The organism is Pseudomonas sp. PDM32 (genome assembly GCF_019219225.1).
GTDB lineage: Bacteria > Pseudomonadota > Gammaproteobacteria > Pseudomonadales > Pseudomonadaceae > Aquipseudomonas > Aquipseudomonas laurylsulfatiphila.
Map to the genome: position 1 here is coordinate 614,682 of NZ_JAHUWE010000002.1, position 20,708 is coordinate 635,389.

General features: G+C 57.2%; 12 protein-coding genes and 2 pseudogenes. 7 read left to right on the forward strand and 7 right to left on the reverse strand.

Features of this window, described 5'->3' with window-relative positions:
• Positions 1–73: 73 nt before the first annotated feature.
• The gene (locus KW846_RS06390; RefSeq protein ID WP_007975279.1) at positions 74–508 is read right to left on the reverse strand and encodes a MarR family transcriptional regulator; all 435 of its coding nucleotides are present in this window, start codon (positions 506–508) and stop codon (positions 74–76) included.
• 119 nt (positions 509–627) lie between these two features.
• Positions 628–2,754, reverse strand: a complete 2,127-nt coding sequence (gene recQ, locus KW846_RS06395; protein ID WP_102699487.1) for a DNA helicase RecQ — start codon at positions 2,752–2,754, stop codon at positions 628–630.
• Between the two features lie 379 nt (positions 2,755–3,133).
• Between recQ and KW846_RS06400 the strand changes: the two genes are divergently transcribed.
• The 5 genes from KW846_RS06400 (at position 3,134) to KW846_RS06420 (ending at position 8,869) form a co-directional block, all read left to right on the forward strand.
• On the forward strand, positions 3,134–3,721 hold the full coding sequence (locus tag KW846_RS06400; RefSeq protein WP_007975277.1) for a YecA family protein: 588 nt from the start codon (positions 3,134–3,136) through the stop codon (positions 3,719–3,721).
• A 10-nt stretch (positions 3,722–3,731) separates the two neighbouring features.
• Positions 3,732–4,127, forward strand: a complete 396-nt coding sequence (locus KW846_RS06405; protein WP_007975274.1) for a YbaN family protein — start codon at positions 3,732–3,734, stop codon at positions 4,125–4,127.
• Positions 4,128–4,350: 223 nt separating this feature from the next.
• Positions 4,351–5,058: a cysteine protease LapG gene (lapG, locus tag KW846_RS06410; RefSeq protein ID WP_007975273.1), complete on the forward strand. Its 708-nt coding sequence runs from the start codon at positions 4,351–4,353 to the stop codon at positions 5,056–5,058.
• Positions 5,059–5,080: 22 nt separating this feature from the next.
• Positions 5,081–7,021: a cyclic di-GMP receptor LapD gene (gene lapD, locus KW846_RS06415; protein ID WP_218481653.1), complete on the forward strand. Its 1,941-nt coding sequence runs from the start codon at positions 5,081–5,083 to the stop codon at positions 7,019–7,021.
• Between the two features lie 210 nt (positions 7,022–7,231).
• Complete coding sequence (locus tag KW846_RS06420) at positions 7,232–8,869, forward strand: hypothetical protein (protein WP_218481654.1); 1,638 nt, start codon at positions 7,232–7,234, stop codon at positions 8,867–8,869.
• A 66-nt stretch (positions 8,870–8,935) separates the two neighbouring features.
• On the opposite strand, the gene KW846_RS06425 is transcribed toward KW846_RS06420, so the two are convergent.
• The 4 genes and pseudogenes from KW846_RS06425 to KW846_RS30315 all read right to left on the reverse strand — a co-directional run.
• Positions 8,936–10,423, reverse strand: a complete 1,488-nt coding sequence (locus tag KW846_RS06425) for a hypothetical protein (protein WP_218481655.1) — start codon at positions 10,421–10,423, stop codon at positions 8,936–8,938.
• A 177-nt stretch (positions 10,424–10,600) separates the two neighbouring features.
• The gene (locus tag KW846_RS06430; RefSeq protein WP_218481656.1) at positions 10,601–12,829 is read right to left on the reverse strand and encodes an autotransporter outer membrane beta-barrel domain-containing protein; all 2,229 of its coding nucleotides are present in this window, start codon (positions 12,827–12,829) and stop codon (positions 10,601–10,603) included.
• A 272-nt stretch (positions 12,830–13,101) separates the two neighbouring features.
• A complete protein-coding gene (locus KW846_RS06435) occupies positions 13,102–15,102 on the reverse strand; it encodes a hypothetical protein (protein WP_218481657.1) in 2,001 nt (666 codons plus the stop codon).
• 296 nt (positions 15,103–15,398) lie between these two features.
• Positions 15,399–15,584: pseudogene (locus tag KW846_RS30315) on the reverse strand (hypothetical protein); the annotation flags it as partial.
• 54 nt (positions 15,585–15,638) lie between these two features.
• On the opposite strand from KW846_RS30315, the pseudogene KW846_RS30320 reads away from it, so the two are divergent.
• Positions 15,639–15,821 (forward strand): annotated as a pseudogene (locus tag KW846_RS30320) (EAL domain-containing protein); the annotation flags it as partial.
• A 240-nt stretch (positions 15,822–16,061) separates the two neighbouring features.
• Positions 16,062–18,269 (forward strand): hypothetical protein, encoded by a 2,208-nt coding sequence (locus KW846_RS06445; protein ID WP_218481659.1) that lies wholly within the window; start codon positions 16,062–16,064, stop codon positions 18,267–18,269.
• 54 nt (positions 18,270–18,323) lie between these two features.
• On the opposite strand, the gene KW846_RS06450 is transcribed toward KW846_RS06445, so the two are convergent.
• Positions 18,324–20,600 (reverse strand): autotransporter outer membrane beta-barrel domain-containing protein, encoded by a 2,277-nt coding sequence (locus tag KW846_RS06450; protein ID WP_218481660.1) that lies wholly within the window; start codon positions 20,598–20,600, stop codon positions 18,324–18,326.
• Positions 20,601–20,708 lie beyond the last annotated feature (108 nt).

Genomic DNA, 20,708 nt, shown 5'->3' on the forward strand with positions numbered 1-20,708 from the left:
AACACGATATCGCCGAGTAGTTCTTATAGTCTGCGTAATGCGGTCTCTCAAAAGCCTGGCAGTCGGTTATGCCTCAGGATTTTTCAAGGTTGCCCAGGATATGGCCGTGAACTCGCATGCACACCTTCAAATCCGCCTCATCGACGCCTTCGAACAGTTCGTGACGCAGTTGCGTGGCAATGGTTTCAATTTGTTCGATCAGGGGAAGCGCCGGGGCGCAGAGCACGATTTTCTTCGCACGACGGTCTTCCAGCACGGCCTGGCGTTGCACCAGACCCTGGCTTTCCAGACTGTCGAGCAAACGGGCCAGGGTCGGGCCTTCGACGCCAACGCTTTGTGCCAGCTCCCGCTGGGTCGGAGCCTCTTCGAAACGGGCCAGGTGCAGCAGCACCAGCCAGCGCGCCTGGGACAAGCCCATGCCCGCCAGTCGGCGGTCCAGTTCGGCACGCCAGCCACGGGACATCTGGGCCAATTGCATGCCAAAGCGGTGTTGATCGGTTAACGGCATAAAACACTCATGATTAGACTGAAATAAATAAAAACTAATTATTAGTCAGCTAAGCATGAGCCTCGATCCGAGGCAAGGCTTGATCTGTACTGAATCGTTACATCAGCACTACGGATGTCTCAAATCTCGAATTCCGACTGCAAGGCAGCGCGAACACAGTACAAAACCCCTTCCGGTACCCGGCCCGCGAATAGCGCGGCGATCTCGGAAACCGGCGGCAATTCACCTTCGCCGTCGAGGAAGGCGTCCTGGACTTCACCCATCAGGTCTTCAGGCAGATCCAGCGCCTGCTCCAGCGACAACTGCTGCTTGCCGATCGCTTCGGCCAGCATGGTGTAGACGTTCTTTTCCGAGCACTGCAACTGACCGGCGATCTGCACTGGTGTCATACCGGCCCGCGCCAGCGTGATCAGTTCGTGACGTACGTCGGCCACCGGTTTCGGCGCCTCGACCTGGCCGCCGAGGACTTCGAGGAAGGCCTCGCCGTAACGCTCCAGCTTGCGCGCGCCGACGCCGCTGACCGTGGCCATTTCGGCCAGCGAGGTCGGCTGACTGCGCAGCATTTCCAGCAAGGTCGAGTCGGGGAAGATGACATACGGCGGCACGCCATGTTCTTCGGCGAGCTTGCGCCGCAGGGCGCGCAAGGCTTCCCACTGTTCGCGCTCCTCGCCCCGGACCAGTTGGCTCGCCTGGCTCTTGCTGCTTTTCGCCACGGTTTGCGCCTTGAGGTCGCGACGCAGCTCCAGGGTCACTTCACCCTTGAGCAGCGGCCGGCAACTGTCGCTCAGGCGCAAGCCACCGTAGCCTTCGAGGTCGATGTCGGCCAGACCACGGGCCACCAGTTGGCGGAACAACGAGCGCCATTCGCCCTCTGCCATCGCCTTGCCGACACCAAACACCGAAAGATGCTGATGGCCGAAGTTACGGACCTTTTCGTTGTCCTTGCCCAGCAATACATCCACCAGGTGTCCGACACCGTAGCGTTGACCGGTGCGGTAGATCGCCGACAGCGCCTGACGCGCGGGCTCGGTCGCATCCCAGGTCTGCACACCGTCGACGCAGTTGTCGCAATGACCGCAAGGCTGGGGCATGTCCTCGTCGAAGTACGCCAGCAGCGTTTGCCGACGGCAGCGTGTTTCTTCACACAGGGAAAGCATGGCGTCGAGCTTGTGCTGCTCCAGGCGTTTGTGGCGCTCGTCGCCTTCGGAGTTCTGCAGCATCTGCTTGAGCATCACCACGTCCTGCAGGCCGTAGGCCATCCAGGCGTCTGCCGGCAGGCCGTCACGGCCGCCACGACCGGTTTCCTGGTAGTAGGCCTCCAGGGATTTCGGCAAATCGAGGTGCGCGACAAAACGCACGTTGGGCTTGTCGATGCCCATGCCGAACGCCACGGTGGCAACCATGATCAGGCCTTCTTCGTTGAGGAAGCGCTTCTGATGGTAAGCCCGCAAATCGTTGGGCAGGCCAGCGTGGTACGGCAGCGCCGGGAAGCCCTGCTCGCTGAGGAACGCGGCGACTTCCTCGACTTTTTTGCGCGACAGGCAATACACGATGCCGGCATCGCTGCGCCGTTCGGCGAGGAACGCCAGCAACTGCTTGCGTGGCTGCTCCTTGGGCACGATGCGATAAAAGATGTTCGGTCGGTCGAAGCTCGACAGGAAGCGCTCGGCGTCTTGCAGGTGCAGCCGGGTGACGATTTCCTCCCGGGTGCGTTTGTCGGCCGTCGCGGTCAGTGCGATGCGCGGCACGTCGGGGAACATTTCCGCCAACTGGCCCAGTTGCAGGTATTCCGGACGGAAATCATGCCCCCATTGCGACACGCAGTGGGCTTCGTCGATGGCGAACAGGGAAATGTTCAGTCCCTGCAGAAATGACAGCATGCGCGGCTGAACCAGGCGCTCCGGCGCCAGATAGAGCATTTTCACTTCACCCCGGCGGATGCGGGCTGCGAGGTCGCGCTGCTGCTCGGCGCTGAGGGTGGAGTTCAACGCGGCGGCGGCCACGCCCAGCTCTTCGAGGGTGGCGACCTGATCGTCCATCAGGGCGATCAGCGGCGAGACCACCACGGCCAGGCCTTCGCGCAGCAGCGCCGGGACCTGGAAACACAATGACTTGCCGCCACCGGTAGGCATCAGGACCAGGGCATCGCCGCCGCTGGCCACGCGCTCAATGATTGCACCCTGGCGGCCACGGAAACTGTCGTAGCCGAAGATGTCCTTGAGGACGCGTTGAGCCTGTTCGAGCATAGAAACTCCAAAAATCACCGAAACATCCCTGCAAGGCTGGTTCAGAACCCGCGACGCTGCACCGACAAATCGTAAGTGCGCATTGCATGACGCTTCACATTTCAGCTGTGAAGCCAGCAGGGCATCACAAAACGCGCGAGTATACCCGAGCCCCGTCCGGCAAAGGGCACCGTTGATAAGAGGGAATGGACATGATCCTTGTAGGAGCTGCCGAAGGCTGCGATCTTTTGATTTTTCTTTTCAAAGACAAGATCAAAAGATCGCAGCCTTCGGCAGCTCCTACGGGGAGAGACCATAGGCAAATATGCCGTGCGGCTGGCCCAAGTGCTCAAGAAGGCCTAGAATTCCCGCATCGAACATTCCCCAAGGTAGTCCTTTAATGTCCTTCGCTGAGCAACTAACCCGCCTGCAAGTCTTCCTCGACGCTGATGAACTGCATGACGAGGCGCTGGACTACGTGGCCGCCCACGGCTACCTCACTGCGCTGTCGATCTGTTCCGAAGTGGTCCCGGACCGTGAATGGATCGACGCCCTGTTCGCAGAAGAGCCGCATTACAGTGGCGAAGCCCAGCGCGAAGAGATCGAGGCCACGCTGATCGGCCTCAAGGCCCACATCGCCCGCCAACTGGCCTCCGACGAGGAGTTCGAGTTGCCGTGCGACCTGGACCTGGGCGACGACCCGGACGATTCCGAACTGCGCGGCTGGTGCATCGGTTTCATGGAGGGCGTGTTCCTGCGCGAAGAAGCCTGGTTTGAAACCGCCGAAGACGAAGTCAGCGAGATGCTGCTGCCGATCATGGTCGGTTCGGGTCTGTTCGACGAGCAACCGGAGTTCTCCGACATTGCCGCCGACGCCAACCTGATGGACGACATGATCGTGCAGATCCCGGAAGCCCTGACTGCGCTGTACCTGCTGTGCAACGCACCAGACGAAAAACCGGCGATTCTCAAACCCCGTCACCACTAAGGTTCTGCCTATGGACAACCCCATAGGCAACCGCCCCCTGATGTTGCGCTACGTGCTGCTGGCCATCGGCTGGCTGAGCGTAGCGTTGGGGGTCATCGGAATTTTCCTGCCGGTATTGCCCACCACCCCCTTCCTGCTGCTGGCGGCCGCCTGTTTTGCCCGCAGTTCGCCGCGCTTCTATCAATGGCTGGTCGAGCATCCGCGGCTGGGTCCCTGGATTCGCGATTACCTCGACGGCAACGGCATTCCACTCAAGGGCAAGGTCTACGCCATCGGACTGATGTGGGCTAGCATCCTGTTCTCCTGCTATCTGGTGCCGCTGCCTTGGGCACGGGGGTTCATGCTGACCAGTGCGGTGCTGGTGACGATCTACATCCTCAGGCAAAAAACCCTGCGCAAATCCTGAAGTCTTGTGGCGAGGGAGCTTGCTCCCGCTGGGTTGCGAAGCGACCCCCAAACCATTCGATCCAGGCTCCCCTGGTACACCGCGCTCACCTTTTCTGCGACTGCTGCGCAGCCGAGCGGGAGCAAGCTCCCTCGCCACAGGTGCTGTAGGCAACCCGACGACCTGCCCTCCCCCTGCACAATCTCCACCTAAACTCCACGAACCTACACTCGAGCAGCCAGACATGGCCCGCAGTCTGCGTAGTCCAGGATGGCCAGCGCTCCGACTTCGGCTCGGCGGCTGGTTGCTGCTGGCCGCTTTGCTACTGACCATTTTCAGTGGCGTCCGGGCCGACTGGGATTTTGCGCAGATCCTGCAAACCGTGGAAAAACGCTACGGCCCGCTGGGACCGGCACGCAACCGGATCGAGGCGTGGAGTCAGATGCTGCAAAGTGCACGCGGCGCGCCCGAACGTGAGCAGCTCAACGCGGTAAACCGCTTCTTCAATCAGCAGTTGAATTTCCAGGACGACACGCGCATCTGGCAACAGACCGATTACTGGGCCACGCCCGTCGAAGCCCTGATCAAGGGTGCCGCCGATTGCGAGGACTACGCGCTGGCGAAGTATTTCAGCCTGCGCCGACTCGGTTTTCCCAGCGAAAAACTGCGCATCACCTACGTCAAGGCCCTGAGCCAGAACCAGGCGCACATGGTGCTGACGTTCTACAGCACCCCCACGGCCGATCCACTGGTGCTGGACAACCTGATTGGCGATATCCGCCCCGCCTCCCAACGCAAAGACTTGCTGCCGGTGTACGCCTTCAACGCCGAAGGCCTGTACCTGCCGGGCAAGAACGGCGGCCAACGCAGCAGCGACTCGAAGAAGCTGTCGCGCTGGCAGGACGTGTTGAAAAAGATGCAGAGCGAAGGGTTCGACATCGGCGACGGCTAACCGCCATTGCAAGGAGCGAGACATGACACTGCGTAAACAGTTGTTCCTGGCCATCTGCCTGTTCCTGCTGGTGGCGTTCAGCGGCAGTTTTTTTGCCAGCCTCGAAAGTTCCCGCGAGCAAACGCTCAGTCAGCTGCGTGCCCACGCTCAGGACGCGGCCACCGCACTGGGGCTGTCGCTGACGGCACAGGCCGATGACCCGGCAATGATGGAGCTGATGGTCAGTTCGATTTTCGACAGCGGCTATTTCAGCAGCATCCGCGTGATCAGGCTCAAGGATCAGCAACCCCTGGTGGAACGCAGCACACCGACAAAAATCGACGGCGTGCCTGACTGGTTCGTCAACCTGGTCAACCTGCGCCCGGAAGGTGGCGACGCCTTGGTCATGCGCGGCTGGGAACAGCTGGCACGGGTCGAAGTGCTGAGCAATCCGCAATTCGCCCTGGCCAAGCTCTGGGACAGCACCCTCGGCAGCCTGATCTGGTTACTATTGTGCGGGCTGTTCAGTGCGGTGATTGGAGGATGGATGCTGCGCAGGCAGTTCCGCCCGCTCGACAGCATGGTCCGACAAGCCGAAGCCATCAGTAAACGCGAGTTTCTCAGCCTGCCCAACCTGCCACGCACACCGGAGCTGAAACGGGTGGTGCTGGCCATGAACCAGATGGTCGAAAAGCTCAAGGCGCTGTTCGTCGAAGAGGCTGCGCGCAGCGAAAAGCTGCGGGCCGAATCCTATCTGGACAGCCTTACCGGCCTGGCCAACCGGCGCCTGCTCGACGAACAACTGGCCGACCACTTGAGAGTGTGCGAACAGAGCCGCGATGGCCATCTGCTGATGTTGCGGATCAACGACCTGAACGGGCTTAACCAGCGACTGGGCGGCCAACGAACGGACGCACTGATCAGCGCCGCCGGCGAACTGCTCAGACGCCTGACTCAATTGCCGGAACGTCGCACCTGGCTGGCGGCGCGCAATCGCGGTGGGGAGTTCAGCCTGCTGACGCCGGGTCTGGACGCCGACAGCGCCGCGCGCCTGGCCGCCGATGTCAGCATCAGCCTGGAGAACCTGCGCCTGACCGGCGCCAGTGATTGCATGCCGGTCGCCCACCTGGGCGTTGTCGCCTATCGCCCCGGAGAGCCGATCGGCAACGTACTGCTGCGCCTCGATCAGGCATTGACCGAATCCCGGCAGCGTCCCGAGCGACCCTGGGTGTACCTGGGCCACCATGACACCGCGCCGAATCACTCCCAGCACGACTGGCGCACCTGGATCGACGATGCCTTGAGCGAAGGCAAGATGCAATTGTACTTCCAGCCCGTCGTGCAATGCGCCGACACCCGCCAGGTGCTGCATCACAAAGTGCTCGCACGCCTGCTCGACCCACAGGGCGAAGCGATTGCCGCCGGGCATTTCCTGCCATGGATCGAGCGTCTCGGCTGGTCGACACGCTTCGACCTGGCCATGCTCGAAGCCACGCTGGACGACCTGGTGGTCAACCGCAGGCCCTTGGCACTGAGCCTGTACGGGAACACCCTGCGCGATCCGGTGCAATGGCGAACAATCCTCGACCTGCTCGACTCCCTTCCGGAGCTGGCACCGCTACTGACCCTGGAAATCGACGAACACCAGTTGCCCTCCCTCGAAGAACTGCAGCGTTTGAGCCACAGCCTGCTAAACACCGGTTATCGCATCGGCGTGCAACACTTCGGCGGGCGCTTCAGCCAGATCGGCAACCTCACCCAGTTGGGTTTGGCGTACCTGAAAATCGATGGGGCGTACATTCGCGGCATTGACGAACAGCCTGACAAACGGCTGTTTATCGACGCGATCTTTCGCGCGACCCACAGCATTGATTTGCCGCTGATTGCGGAGCAAGTAGAAACCCAAGGGGAGTTGGAGGAGATCAAGGCACTGGGGGTATTCGGGGTGATGGGGCGTTTGATCGGACCGCCGCAGCCGATGTGAAGTATTTGGGGATGCCCAACAGGCGTCCAATGCCTTCGTCAGCTTGAAAAATCAGCCCATTCACATGTCCCAATGACCCCCATGAACATCGGCCGCTTATCGGAAACCAGTGTAAATCTGTTATTTCTGACAGTAGGCAGAGGGTTTACCCAGGTGTCCAATGCAGAGGTACTACTTTCTTCTTGAAACTCTCCTGCAGGAGTTAACGCCATGAACGATCAACTTTCTCCAAACAATGACTCCGACATTGATCCAAGCTCAGATTTTCCTAGATTGAGTATAACCGAGGCCCCCCATGGTTTTTTATGTTTGTCAGAGTTGAATTCCGACGGAGCCACGGTCACGGTTAAGCCGTGGGAGGGGATCGTGCCAGGACAGCGTTTCTGGCTAAGTATAGGAAGATACCCCACGCCACCAGAACAGTCACCCGTACCAATCCTTGATATTTACTCCGGTGAACCTCTAACATCAGATGAAGCAATCAACGGCATCTCCAGAAAAATAACATCCCAACAGCTAGCGAGTTTACCGGAAATTCGAACATTACTTTTAATGCTAAAAATTTCACTCAACGGCAGCGAGAACGAAGAAGACGCAACAATATTCCCACATAGAGACGTCACAGCAATAAAAAAACTCTTTGACAAGACCAACTTCACAGGAAACCTAAACGACTGGAAACAAGGAGCCGATTTCAACGCAGAAGACCTGACACATATAGAAGTCGATTCCAATTATCTTTTGAGATACACACAAACGGACATCGTAGAAAAAGTTGAAAAAACAATCTTATACAAAGATTTCAAAGGACTAATCCCCAATCGTAACTATGCATTAGTTATATGCACTCACGACCTCCCTCCTAACCACACCGGTAATATAGGTGTAAGCACCAACGATGGACCTATTGACTACAAGTCGGTAGCAGGCCACTTCTGGACTGTGCATAAATTCAATAACCTTTCCATTACATCAGCCAGTACTCAAATCAGAATTTCCATACGGACACACACGCATAGTCACACCTCCTTCGACATGGACGACATCACATTATTCATGGAAGAACTCCCCATACCAGAGATCAGCCACACCCAAACCAACCTGCTTTTTCTTAACACCGTAGGTTCGGAAGGAATTACCTTCAACATCGCCCCCTGGGGTAGTTTACCTGGCCAAAAAGTCTGGTTAACCGCTTACCACGACCGAATCCCTTACCCTCTACTGAAGGCCCATCCTTTGACCGATGATGAAGCCGAGAATGGACTGTCGGTTGTATTTCACCCGGAAGACCTGTTATCGCTTTCAAACCACACGCCATTAACCTTCATTCTTGATATTACCGAAGATGGCAGTGTCGCAAAAAATGAGGCCACTACATTCAAAGTATTGACACCCAAACTGATAACCGACTTCGTCAGCAGGACGACATTCACGGCCGGCAACTTGGACCACTGGGTAGTGGAACGACCCGGACCTGATAGTAGTGTAGACATCATAAACGAAGATAACCATTTCTTCGTCCGCACCATAGAAGCGGGGGCCCATGGCGATACCCCGATCCTGTCTAAAAGCTTTACCGGCTTATCACCTCATCATTTGTACAAGCTGGTAGTTCCCATGCGCAGAGTCGATCTGAAAACCAACGCCCCCCGTTTTTCGATTCAATTAAGCACAGGTGAGTTTAAAGAAATTTTTACGCTGACAAACATGGAATGGACTGACTACACCTGTTCACTCAACGTTCCTCAAGCAAACATCAGATTCCAGATCGTCAGCCTTGACACGCGACATGGAGGAAATATTTACGACATTGACGACATCTGCCTGATCAAAGTCGATCCGCTTTGATCCCTACCAACCACATCAAACCAAAGTTTTTGCCTGCCTGTACTACCCAGGCAGGTAAAACTGCAATCAGCTACTTTCATATATAACGCTGACATCAACCAAGGTTACTGACGAGCGTTCGCTATTAGGGTTTTGATCGGAAAAGACTTCGTAGTAAACACGTAATTGCGGATGATTTCCGGCATTGCGAACCGTAATCCAGGGCACCGGTATTGCAACACTGCCCCGGAAAATATCCGCATCGGTAATCACATAGGGGCGTACCGCTGTTCTCGACCAGAAAATGCGAATTTTTTCCCCTTCGTTGGCTGGCTGATAGAGTTGCAGATTGGCGATTGCGTCCTGCTGCTCGTCGTCGATGATCAGCTTGTTGTCAAGTTCCGAGACCTTTCCCCGGACCAGGATACAGGGCAAGTCGGGATTGAGCGGATCCGGTTCATCGGGATTTTCCGGACCGACTTTCGACAAATTCAATTTAACCGGTGGAGCGTCTTGCGCCAGAAAGGGAAGCGAACGGCGCATCAGTTTGTAACTCACCGCCAGATCCTGCTCGCCCCCCTTTTCGAAGTCATACTGCGCCTTGAGCGTTAACCACGGCACATCGATATCCACGGGAAACGCTGGCTGCGAGCCAAGGTAATGCGGGTCAAGCTCGGTCATCCCGACAGTCACAACCACGCGATCCTCGGGTAACGAGTTGTCGAACTCATGGATTCTCACCTGGACGGGGTGAATGGCATCTCTGCGATCGATCAGGCCATCGATGTCCGCCAGCGGTACCGTTGGGGGCGGCAAGGGAATCGGGGACGGCAAGGGTTTCAGGGCTGCTTCCACCGGTTGGCGCACCGACTCGCCGCTTGGATTGCCAGCGCGATCCATCACGAAGTACGTAACGTGGCGCAGGCCCTCGCCACTGTTGCGAATCAAATCGCCGGTAAATGTCAGCTCCACTGGCTGGGTGTAGTTGGCACTGGTCAGAGGTTCGCTGCTGATTTGCTGTGAGGCCCCATCGAGGGGATCCTCCCATTTCCCGACCACCACATCCCCAGGGGCTTGGGCTACATAAGTCGGGACGGTGGCCCGCACTTTGTCGAGACACGCTATCAGATAGTCAGCCGTGACACCGCCTTCAATGACCTCTGCCGGAAAGATCAGCTTGTTGTCGACGAGGTTCAGCACCGGCGCCTTGGAGTCGACAGTGAGCGTGAGAACTTTCGACTCGACCGGCTGGCCGGTGTAAATCCACACCGTGTAGCGAACCTTGTGTTCTCCGTCTTGCAGATAGCTGGCGGGGACCATGATGAACAGATCGGAATCAGGTACCGGTGCGGTCCAGGATTTCGAGTCCACGGGACTGTCATTCCAATAGAGCTCCACCCTTTCCGGCTCGCCGGGTGCCGGATTGGAAATAGGCCACATAGTGAACCCGACCTTGAGCTCCTTGCCCAGGGCGCGGCTGTGCAACAGTCCTGGTTGCCCCCCGGTGATGTCATCAAGGATGTCTTCATTGAAAGGCTCCGGGAGCTCGGCTAACTGATCCAAAAGCGTGGTCATGGCAGTCACCTCCAACGAGTACGGGAGGTTCATTTACGCGCAGTTTTCAGCGCTCGTATACTGTCATAAGTAACAGGTAGGCCGATTCTGAAACGCAAAAACCGTACAAACATCTGCTGTTTGTACGGTTTTTCATGACGCCCGAAAGTTGAAGCAAGCCGATACTGCTACACCTGTTTACCAGCTATAGCGAACACCGACATTGGCGCCCCATGGCTGTTCGATCCGGTCACCATTGCTGTAATCGAAATCAGCATGCACCGACACTTTGTCGGTCAATGTCATGGCCAAACCCAGACCCAGTTCGCCGCGCGAACCCGACAGGTCGTTATTGAATTTGTTGTCGTTCACCTTGACTTCGTTGTTGTTGGCGAACTCATGAACATAAGCCGCACGCACATACGGCTGAACCTGTTTGCCGTCACTCAACACAAAATTACGCCCTGCCGTTGCCCCCACTTTGCCCAACAAGGAACGGGTACGATCGCCTTCGGCGGACAGCCCGTTATCCAGATCGTAGTCCTTGCCCTGAACGATGATGCCTGACCATTGAGTGAATGGTTCAACAAAGTAATCGTCATCCAGTTTAATGTGCCGGCCAAACTCCAGCGACGCACCGACACCGTTGTTGTCGTAGTTGCCTTTCGTTTTTTGTCCATCGCTGAGCTGGACATTCGACTCGTTCTTGAAACGGTTGAACTTGAGCACGCCATCGAAGTAGTAACCGCTTTCGTCATCCAGCCACGTGGTGTAGGCGCCCACGTAGTAGCTGTCGACGCTGCCGGTGGTGCCGTGGCTCAGGTTCAGATCAGACTTGCTATACCCCCCCAGCACACCCACCAGCCATTGCCCGTTTCCGCCTGGCATTGGCGCATCGGCACCGAACGACATGCCCTGCTGGTTTTGCTGATACCCCAAACCGGAGCTGGCGCTGACGTCGAATTTGTTGCCATAGGCACGTATCCACCCACCCGCCTTGCCTTCATCCATGCGTACTTCACCCATGCGGCTGCGCAAGGTACTGAGTTCGCCATACCAGACAGTGGGTGCAGCGTTGAAGAGTGCCAGGACCGATTGCGTACCCGGACTGATGACTCGCGTAGCCGTGTTCAGCACCCAATCGTTGTCGCCCTGTTTGATCAGGTCATAAGAAAAGGCCCCGAGATCAACCGGACCATTGAGCAACGAAAATGAAGCGTCACCGCTGGCAATGTGGATAACCGGAATGTTGCCCGGTGCAACGGGATCCGTGCCGCTGCTGTTCATTTCCACGGTGTGGTTGCCGGTGGCGGTACCGGTGACTTCCAAGGTGTCGACCTGGCCCGTGGTGAAGTCGGCATGCATGATGAAGGTGCCGTTGCCGGACAGGTTGCCTACGCTGAGTTTGTAGAAATCCGTCGGGTTGCCAAACTGGATCTTGCCGCCATCCATCGACAGATTGGCAACGTCGCCATTACCGACCATGACCCATGTGGCATCGCTGTTCACCGCCAGGCGGCTGACATTCTGCAGGTTCCCGGTCAATGTCGAAGCGTTCTGCAGGGTTACATTGGCAGCGTTACCGGCCTCGACCACGATATCGCCCACCAGATGCGTGTTGCTGTCGCTGACGGTGAAATTGACCGAAGCGTTACCACCCTTGATTTCGAGCAGGGTGCCGTTGCCGCCGGTCAGGGTCGAGCCATTGCTGACGTTGATATCGGCTTGTGGCGCATCGGTTCCGGTGCCCTGAATGACAATTGCCGATCCGTTGAGGCCCTTGACGTTAGTGCGATCAAGATTGAGCGTGCTACCACCGGGTTGCGCAACATCATCGCGCACCACAATGCCGTTCTGGCCACCCACTATGGTGCTGCCCGCCGTCGCCGACAGGTGACTGTCGAACATCGCCAGGCCGACGCCATTGGCGTTAGTCCCCTGCAATGTACTGCCCTGCAGATTGAGGGTGCTGCCAGTACCCGCCAGCGCCCCCCGTGCACCACCGCTGATGGTGCTGTTGTTCTGAACCGTTGCCTCGGAGTTTCTACCACTGCCCACGGTGAAGCCCAGGCTCATGCCTGTAGTGGTGCTGGTGATAACGCTGCTATCGATGACAGCGTTGCTGTCGACCAGCGTCAATCCAACGTTCGAACCTGCCGCCGTCAGCGCACTACCGGTGAGATTGACGGTTGATCCCGATACGGCTCTGATTTGCTGGGTCGTGGCACCCGCACTGGCGTTCAGGATCGCCCCGTTGAACAGTGAATAGCTGTTGAGGGAGGTACTGGCGTCAATGTTTTCAATGCGGTTGTCGACCGGGATGTTTGCAGCCAGTGCTTGTGGTGCGAAGAAAAGCAACGGTGCGACGCTGATGAGCTTCAACGTGCGCGCAATGGGATTGAGGCTGAATGCTTTAGTGATCGACATCATGAAAACACCCTTGAGCTGAAAACCAGGAAGTGGATTCGCCAGATTCCATGCTGCAAAATCGCACGTGGAAATCGGCCTGAACTGACAAAGGCGGCGAGAATATCGGCATGTTTCGACAAGGTATGTAGGAGTTATCTGAAGGTGATAACTGAGAGCCTATACGGATGACGTTGCGCATTCTTATAGGGTTATGGCGGTAAATCGCACTCACAGAAACACCCAGGGGCTTTCGCCTCTGAGTGTTTCGTTCAGCGTCAACGACCATTTTGCTAAGGGGTCACATCACAAGCACCGGATGCGAACATACCCACAGGAGCCTTCGCCTCTATAGATGTAACAACGTCGGTTTCACCGACCAACTTAAACGAGTAGGTCACCACTGCGTTGGCTTCAATCTGATCAGGTGGATCGTAAGTGGGGGCGATATGAGTGGCATAAGGCTGAATTCGCCACTGGAACCCTGTGGCGGGAACATCTGGATCACCCAGTGTCAGGGTCTGTTCTTTCGCGGTCCCATCGATCGGCGTCGTACCCGTGCGGCCAGCATAGGCGGTCCATGTCATCGTGACTTTGCCTTCCTCGATGTCGTACATCGAAAGGTCTGGCACGTTAACCACAATCGCGTGATCCGTTCCCTCAAGGGAGTCGCAATTCAGCCACCCGACAGGTGACAACTTATTAAACTCAGGCGCATCGGGTCTCAGGATAATCGCATCGACCGTCACTTTCGTAATCAAGGACTTTTGTCTGTTGGACTCAGGAATGTCAGGACTGCCAATGGTGTAGTGCACGGGAACTTCCGGGCCGTTTTGACCGGCAAGAATGTACTTCCACAGGATATTGACAGGGAGTTCCTCGCCACCCGTTTCCGTGGTTACCGTGTGCGTCGCTTCTTCCACCCAAACACCATTCCAATAGAACTTAACGGTCTCATCCGTCTTCGCCGGGGTATGCAGTTTGAACGTGAATGTAGCGTTTTCCCCTTCATCTCCTTTGAGCAATTGATTTTCTTTCGTCGGGTCGGTTTTACCGGTCACCACCCCCGCCAGCAATGCCGGGTTGGGGCCATCTGGCCAGTCAGGATCAGGATCAGGTCGAGGTGGGCCGATGATGGAGAAGTCGACGGTGACGGTTTCTTCTTTCGGACCAAACTCAACTTGGCCACGCTTGACGATGTACTCGACTTTTACGTCTTTTTCACCGATGGAGACGTTTCCGTAGTCGGCCTTCATCGTTGCAGCTGGAACGTTGATCGCAATGACCGGGCCTTGTTCTGTTCCCAAGTGGTACACACCCAACGGGATGCTACCCCACTTGGCATGGACCTCATCCTTGTTCTTCCATCCTGTGTACCGGTCAATCTCTACCAATACCGTTCCGGCGGCAGTCTCCATGTCAATCACGGCCCCACCGGCAGCCACCGGTATCTTCGGAACTTGAAGATCTGTCGGCAGCTCGCCCAACGTGACATCAACTATGGCGTACTTCGACAATGCGCTGCGATTTCTGTGAGCGTCAATCAGTACGTAGACAATGTAAAACTGACCATCATCCTTGCCCCGAATGTAATCAATTGAAAAAGGAACCTGGCCACCAGGTTCGATTGGAATAGGAGGGCTGACCGCCCCGATATCTTCAGGCTCCGGCGGTAGTGGGGGCTTGGCATACCAGTAAATCACTGACACTGCCCCGTCACGGTCAGCTGGAAGAATGCCGAAGAACTTATCCACATTGCCTTCTGTCACATGCGCGTACGTGAGGGTCATCCGCGGCGGTTCGGGAAATTCGTTCAGCTCATACGGCGCGATGATGTCGCTGACCAGCTGGACCGGGGTACTTGTGTCCTGTCCGCCATGATGGAATGTCACCTTGTACCTGAAGGAGTAAGGTCCATCCGGTTGAAGCTTTTCCAACGGGACAGTGAACGCTCCCGTGTAGGTCTCCGCGAAGGGAGCTATGAATTCAAGAGGATCCTCCCACACAGCGACCCAATCGGAGTCACTCGGTGCATGGCCCGGGGCTATGAACAACTCAAGCAGGTTTATATCACCGAGAAACGTCGCATGATTGTCCCACAACGGAATCACCAACTCCATCCCGTCCTTCTTGAGAGTCGGCCCTTCCAACAGTCCAGTTGAACCGATTTCAGCTTTGATTGTTGCCGGGGCAAGGGCCAACGGAACTTGTGCCCGTGCAATCCTCAACCTGCGATGCGCTTCCCGCGCCAGCGCCGACTGGCGGTTTTTATCCACGACTATCATGTCTGTCATGTCTGCTGCTCTCCATCACGAATCTGTTTTCGCCATGAATACTGCAATGGCCATGAGTGGCTTGGCGGAGGACCTGAGCACTGCCGGGACAGGGTCAAACAGCGCCGCCCGGGATCTACCTTGCCGCTGAAGCCATGTCCGGATTAAGCACCTTTTGCACAATTCGCGTAACTGTCAAAGTTGACAGGTCACTCGTGTTTTTTTGAACACGGTGCCACCTGTACAGAGATCGCCGACAACAAAAAACCCGCCATCCCTTGCACCGGGATGGCGGTTTTTTTCGTTGCGTTGTCAGATCACACGGTGTCCACCTTCAACGAATGATCGTTGAGCATGCCGTTGATGATGGTCGCCGTGTCATGCTCGCTCGCGACCACCCCACCCGCTCCCGGTTGCGACAGGTCGAGCGTGTCGGTGCCGGGCGTGAAGTCGGTGATCACGTTGTGGGTGTTATTGCCGGTCAGGGAGTCCGTGCCGGCACCGAAAGGGTTTTCCCCACCGAGCAGGCAGAGGTCTACCGTCACCCCGGTGGTGGCGCCGACACCCGCCAGATGCTGCATCACAAAGTGCTCGCACGCCTGCTCGACCCACAGGGCGAAGCAATTGCCGCCGGGCATTTCCTGCCGAGGATCGAGCGTCTCGGCTGGTCGGCACGCTTGGACCTGACCATGCTCGAAGCCACGCTGGACGACCTGGTGGTGAACCGCAGGCCCTTGGCACGAGAGGGTCGAGACGCAAGAGGAACCGGAGGTGATCAGGGGGTTCGGGGTAATGGGGCGATTGATTGGGGCGACGGAGCCGATGTGAATGATGAGGAGCAAGTGGCTGCGGCAAGAACCTCGCCTCCATTGGTCGCAACTGTCACTTCTGACAGTAGCTACCCTTCCTCATTTCCGATGTGATAACCCTTTCCGCCAGGTCTCCGCGCCAGGCTGTCGTCCGACAACAGGAGTGTTCAAATGCCCTCGCCATCCACCGTCCCAGACAAACAAACCATTGCCCCACAGGCACGCCTTGAAACGTTCCCCCCGCCGCGCGTGGACCTCGCCCCTGAAGGCGTACTGGACCCGGAGGTCGTACCCTCCCGTGGCTGCCCGTTGGTTGTCCCGTACCTGGACACCTTGGACAAGGACCGGGTGACCTACCGCTGGAGCAGTTCAGTCGCTGGCGGGAGCGACATAGGCTTCAAAATCCTGACCGTCGACAATGCCGGCCATGAGGTCGAGTTTGAGGTTCTAAAACAGTACGTTACCGCCAGCCGCTACCGTACCGTGACGGTGGATTACTACATCACCCGGAATAACTCGATCATTGGATATTCAGAACCGCTGATCCTGTTTATCGGCGATGCAACGCTGGCGTTCGATCCTCCGAGACTGGATGGCGCCGATGGCCCCTTGATCGATCTGGCGGTCATTGCGCGCGAACTGGAAGCATGCCTGGATGCCGACGAGTATCGGTTGAACGTCGGCGACAGTGGCGACATTCGACTGATGAACGCCAAAGGAGGCGTCATCGCCAGCGAGCCGTTCGTGGTGGAGGAAGGTCAACAGGGCCGGGACAAATGGATCGCTTTGCCACGGGACGTATTTCTGGCCAACGTCGGGCAAACGGTGAGGCTCGACTGCACGGTGCTGCGGGCAGATGGCACTCGAGAGGAGTCACGCGTGGCGGCGTTTGATGTGCGTCATTCCATCGGCAGTGGACGCTTGAAGGTCATGGGCGCGCGGTCACGCGGCGGCTGTCATCTGATTTCGGGCAGCGCCTTCTGGCTGACGGCATTGGACGCCACGACCCTGCAACCCATTGAGGCCCGCTGGCGCTACAACCATGAAACAACCGTCACCAGCGGCTTGAGGTTCCGTGATACACAACAGGATCGCCCGCTGCATGTGCAGGTGGATGATGATTGGGTGACGATTCGTCAACGTAATCTGATGGGCAATGGCAACCTGATCTCCGGAATGAACGCCAATAATGTTGCCTTCGCGGCGCGTGCGGACCTTGGCAATCTGGTGGCTTGGGGTAATGCCGGTCGTGGCGGTAACCTTGGACCGAACTTGCCGGAGCTGACCGACATCGTTGCGCTGAGCCCATGCGGCTATGCCTTTGCCGCGCGCCGGACCAATGACAGCGTGGTGGCCTGGGGATATGCGTCCTATGGTGGGCAGCTACCGACAGACATCACGCCGCTAAAGGATATCGTGGCGGTGACGGGCAACGGCTACGCTTTTGTGGCACTAAGAGCCAATGGAAGTATCGTGGCGTGGGGTCGTGCTGATTCAGGGGCTGCCATCCCTGACGAGATCAAGCTATTGACCAACATTAAAACCGTGGTTGGCAGCCTCCATGCCTTTGCTGCACTGCTGGCTGACGGCTCCGTGGTTGCATGGGGCAGCCCCACCTACGGGGGCACGGTTCCCAATGCCATTGCAGAATTCAAAGATATTGTAGAGTTGACGGGCAACCATGCAGCGTTCGCAGCACGCCGGACGGATGGAACTGTGGTGGCGTGGGGAAATGTCGCGTTCGGTGGCACCGTACCCACTCCCATTGCAGAGTTGATCGATATCGTTGAGGTCAGCAGCTCGCGTCACGCCTTTGCGGTACGTCGGGAAGACGGTTCGGTGATGGCCTGGGGCAACTCAGATTATGGCGGCTCCGTCCCCGGTCCGATAGCTGATCGAAAAGACATCGTTTCGGTTACGGGCAACAACGGGGCATTCGTCGCGCTACTCACTGACGGAAGCATTCGTGCATGGGGCGTTAACAACAATGGGGGTAGCTTGCCCGATCCGATTTCCGAGATGACCGACATCGTGCAAGTGGTGCCTGCCGCACACGCCTTTGCCGCACTGAGTGCCGATGGCTCCGTCGTCGCGTGGGGAAATGCCGCTTACGGTGGCAGCATCCCCGACGAAATCGCCACTCAACTGACCGATGTCCGGGCGATCTACGGCAATACCCATGCCTTCGCGGCCCTGACGACGGATGGGCGAGTGGTCACCTGGGGTGCAGCCGCTGGGGGTGGCGACAGTAGTAGCGTGGCAGAGAAACTAAATGGAAAGATCTCTTACGAAATCTCACCAGCCCCGTCGCAGATAGCATCACGCCACACAAAACCTGCACTCGTTTCATCAAACTATCCTGAAGCGGTGACGCAGTAGGCACTGACACTGTGAAGAGGAAGCTTGCTTCCTCTTCACAGGTTATTTGAGGGCCTAGAACCCGTAACTCACACCCAATGTCCCCGCCCAGGGCTGTTCGAATTTTTCACTTTTGCCGTAATCGACCCCAACATCAAACCGCAGGTTTTTGGAAAGCGAAACCGCTACCCCCGCACCCACTTCGAAACCGCTGCCCTTCAGGCTGGTGTTGAGTGCATTGCCATTGACGTGCGCATTGTCGTTACTGGCGAATTCGTGAACCATCGCGACACGACCGTAGGGTTGCACGACGGTATTACGGTCAATGTTGAAACTGCGACCGCTGGCCACGCCCAGTTTGCCGCGCAACGAGCGCGTGCGGTCACCCTCCGCTTGCATGCCATTGTCGAGATCGTAGTCCGCACCCCGGATAACCGCCGCCGATAATTGCGCGGAAGGTTTGACGAACCAGTCATCGGCCAGCGTGATGTTGCGGCCGACTTCCACCAACGCACTCACGCCCGAATTGCTGTAATCGCCCTTGGCCCGGGTGCCATCGCTCAGAATGACTTTTGAATCATTGCGGTAATGGTTGAACTTGAGTGCCCCATCGACGTAGTAGCCGTTGTCCGGGTTCAGCCAGCTGAAATAAGGACCGATGTAGTAGCTATCAACGTTGCCCGACGTCCCGCCATCCAGATTCAGATCGGATTCGCTGTAACCGGCAAGCACACCAACTCGCCATTCGCTTTCCCCCAATCGCGTATCAGCCCCCAAAGAAAGGCCCTGTTGCCGCTGGCGGTAACCGACGCCCGAATCTTCATCGACGTTGTATTTGTTGCCGTAAGGCCGAACCCAGACGCCATGCAGATTGCCGTCCGTTTGCAATTCACCCATGCGGGTTTCCAGCGACTTCAACTCGCCATAGGAAATGGTGATGGCCGTCTGAAACAGTGCCAATACTGACTGAGCACCAGGGCTCACCGTTTTGGTGGCGGGATCGAGGAACCATTCAGTGCCGCCCGCGCCATCGGTGCTGCTGGCCAGATCGTAGGACCAGGTCCCGACATCGACTCGACCGCCAACCAGCGAAAACTGTGCAGTGCCGGCAGCTGTATGCACCAGGGTCAGTTGCTGAGGAGAAACCGCATCTTTACCAGTGGCACTGACGGCCAGGTCGAACTCGCCATTGGCTTCACCCGTCACATTCAGTCGGTCCGCGCCGCCGGTGGCGAAATCACCCGACATGGCAAAGGTACCGTTGCCATTGAGCGTCTCGACGTTCAGCTCGCGGAAAGCGCCAGGGGCAATGCCGAAATCAACCGTACCGCCCGTCATCGTCAGACTGCCAATGCTGTCGTTACCCGTCATGGTCCAGGTCGAGGCATCAAGTGTTACGCTGCTGACCTTGTCCAGACGCCCGATGAGCTGCGAATTGTTTTGCAAGGTGACGTTGGCGGTGGAGCCCTCTTCGACCACCACATCGCCGGTCATGTGGCCTTGATTGAATGAGAGATCGGCGGAGCTGCTCTCGCTCACTTGCACATTGCCCTGCAGGGAACTGTTGGCCACTGATACGCCTGCCGTCGAGCCTCCCAACACCTCAAGTACATTCCCGTTGCCGCCCTGCAACGTGGAGTTGTTCAACACCTCGATGCTGGCGTCAATGCCACCCTGCACCTTAATCGCAGGACCGCTACGGCCAACTACACTGGAATTATCCAACTTCAATGAACTGTCGCCGACATTGGAGGGGTCACGGTCCATCAAAACGCCTGCCGCATCCCCGTTGATACGAGAACCCGCCGAGGCCTGTACGGTACCGCCCCGAAGGTTCAAGCCAACACTGCCGGAAGCCGTGCCGGTCAGACCGGAATTCACCAACTCAAGGGTACTTAAACCCGTGACCTCGGCGCCGGCGTTACCGCCATTGAATTCGCTGTTGGAGGCCGATACAGACGAACCTTGAGCCGCTCCCGGTGCCCGGTTCACAGAGAGGGCAAGCGTATCGCTAGTAACAGTGGCTTGATTGATAGTCGCCCGACTACTACCCGTAATCGACAGGCCTTCAGTGTCACTGTTGGCATTGATGGTGGCGCCATTGATGTTCAGTGTCGATCCGGACTCAACAAAAATGCTTCGGGTTGTGCCACTCACCACGTTCAATGTGCCGTTGTTGCGCACCAGGTAGTCGACAGGGGTCGTGGATGAATCGACATCTTGCGTTCGGTTATCGACAATGACCGCCGCCAGCGTCGGCGGCGTCAGCAAAAAAAATGCCGGCAAAACTGCCAGCATTGAAAAAGTACCTTTGCGCACAGCTACGTGTAACCGTGTGAGTTTGATAGTCATATCCTGTGTCCTGTTCCTCTTCTCATCCCGCGCAGGAGTCGGGAGACGGGCAATGGGCACACACCTTATCCCCGCGCTCCACAAAAAAATGTAGGATTAATCCGAAGT

Excerpts from the sequence above, each read along its gene's own strand:
- KW846_RS06420 (WP_218481654.1), top strand. The coding sequence starts at position 7,232 with ATGAACGATCAACTTTCTCCAAACAATGACTCCGACATTGATCCAAGC.
- KW846_RS06450 (WP_218481660.1), bottom strand. The coding sequence starts at position 20,600 with ATGACTATCAAACTCACACGGTTACACGTAGCTGTGCGCAAAGGTACT.
- KW846_RS06425 (WP_218481655.1), bottom strand. The coding sequence starts at position 10,423 with ATGACCACGCTTTTGGATCAGTTAGCCGAGCTCCCGGAGCCTTTCAAT.
- KW846_RS06435 (WP_218481657.1), bottom strand. The coding sequence starts at position 15,102 with ATGACAGACATGATAGTCGTGGATAAAAACCGCCAGTCGGCGCTGGCG.
- KW846_RS06405 (WP_007975274.1), top strand. The coding sequence starts at position 3,732 with ATGGACAACCCCATAGGCAACCGCCCCCTGATGTTGCGCTACGTGCTG.
- KW846_RS06430 (WP_218481656.1), bottom strand. The coding sequence starts at position 12,829 with ATGTCGATCACTAAAGCATTCAGCCTCAATCCCATTGCGCGCACGTTG.
- KW846_RS06390 (WP_007975279.1), bottom strand. The coding sequence starts at position 508 with ATGCCGTTAACCGATCAACACCGCTTTGGCATGCAATTGGCCCAGATG.
- recQ (WP_102699487.1), bottom strand. The coding sequence starts at position 2,754 with ATGCTCGAACAGGCTCAACGCGTCCTCAAGGACATCTTCGGCTACGAC.
- lapD (WP_218481653.1), top strand. The coding sequence starts at position 5,081 with ATGACACTGCGTAAACAGTTGTTCCTGGCCATCTGCCTGTTCCTGCTG.
- lapG (WP_007975273.1), top strand. The coding sequence starts at position 4,351 with ATGGCCCGCAGTCTGCGTAGTCCAGGATGGCCAGCGCTCCGACTTCGG.
- KW846_RS06445 (WP_218481659.1), top strand. The coding sequence starts at position 16,062 with ATGCCCTCGCCATCCACCGTCCCAGACAAACAAACCATTGCCCCACAG.
- KW846_RS06400 (WP_007975277.1), top strand. The coding sequence starts at position 3,134 with ATGTCCTTCGCTGAGCAACTAACCCGCCTGCAAGTCTTCCTCGACGCT.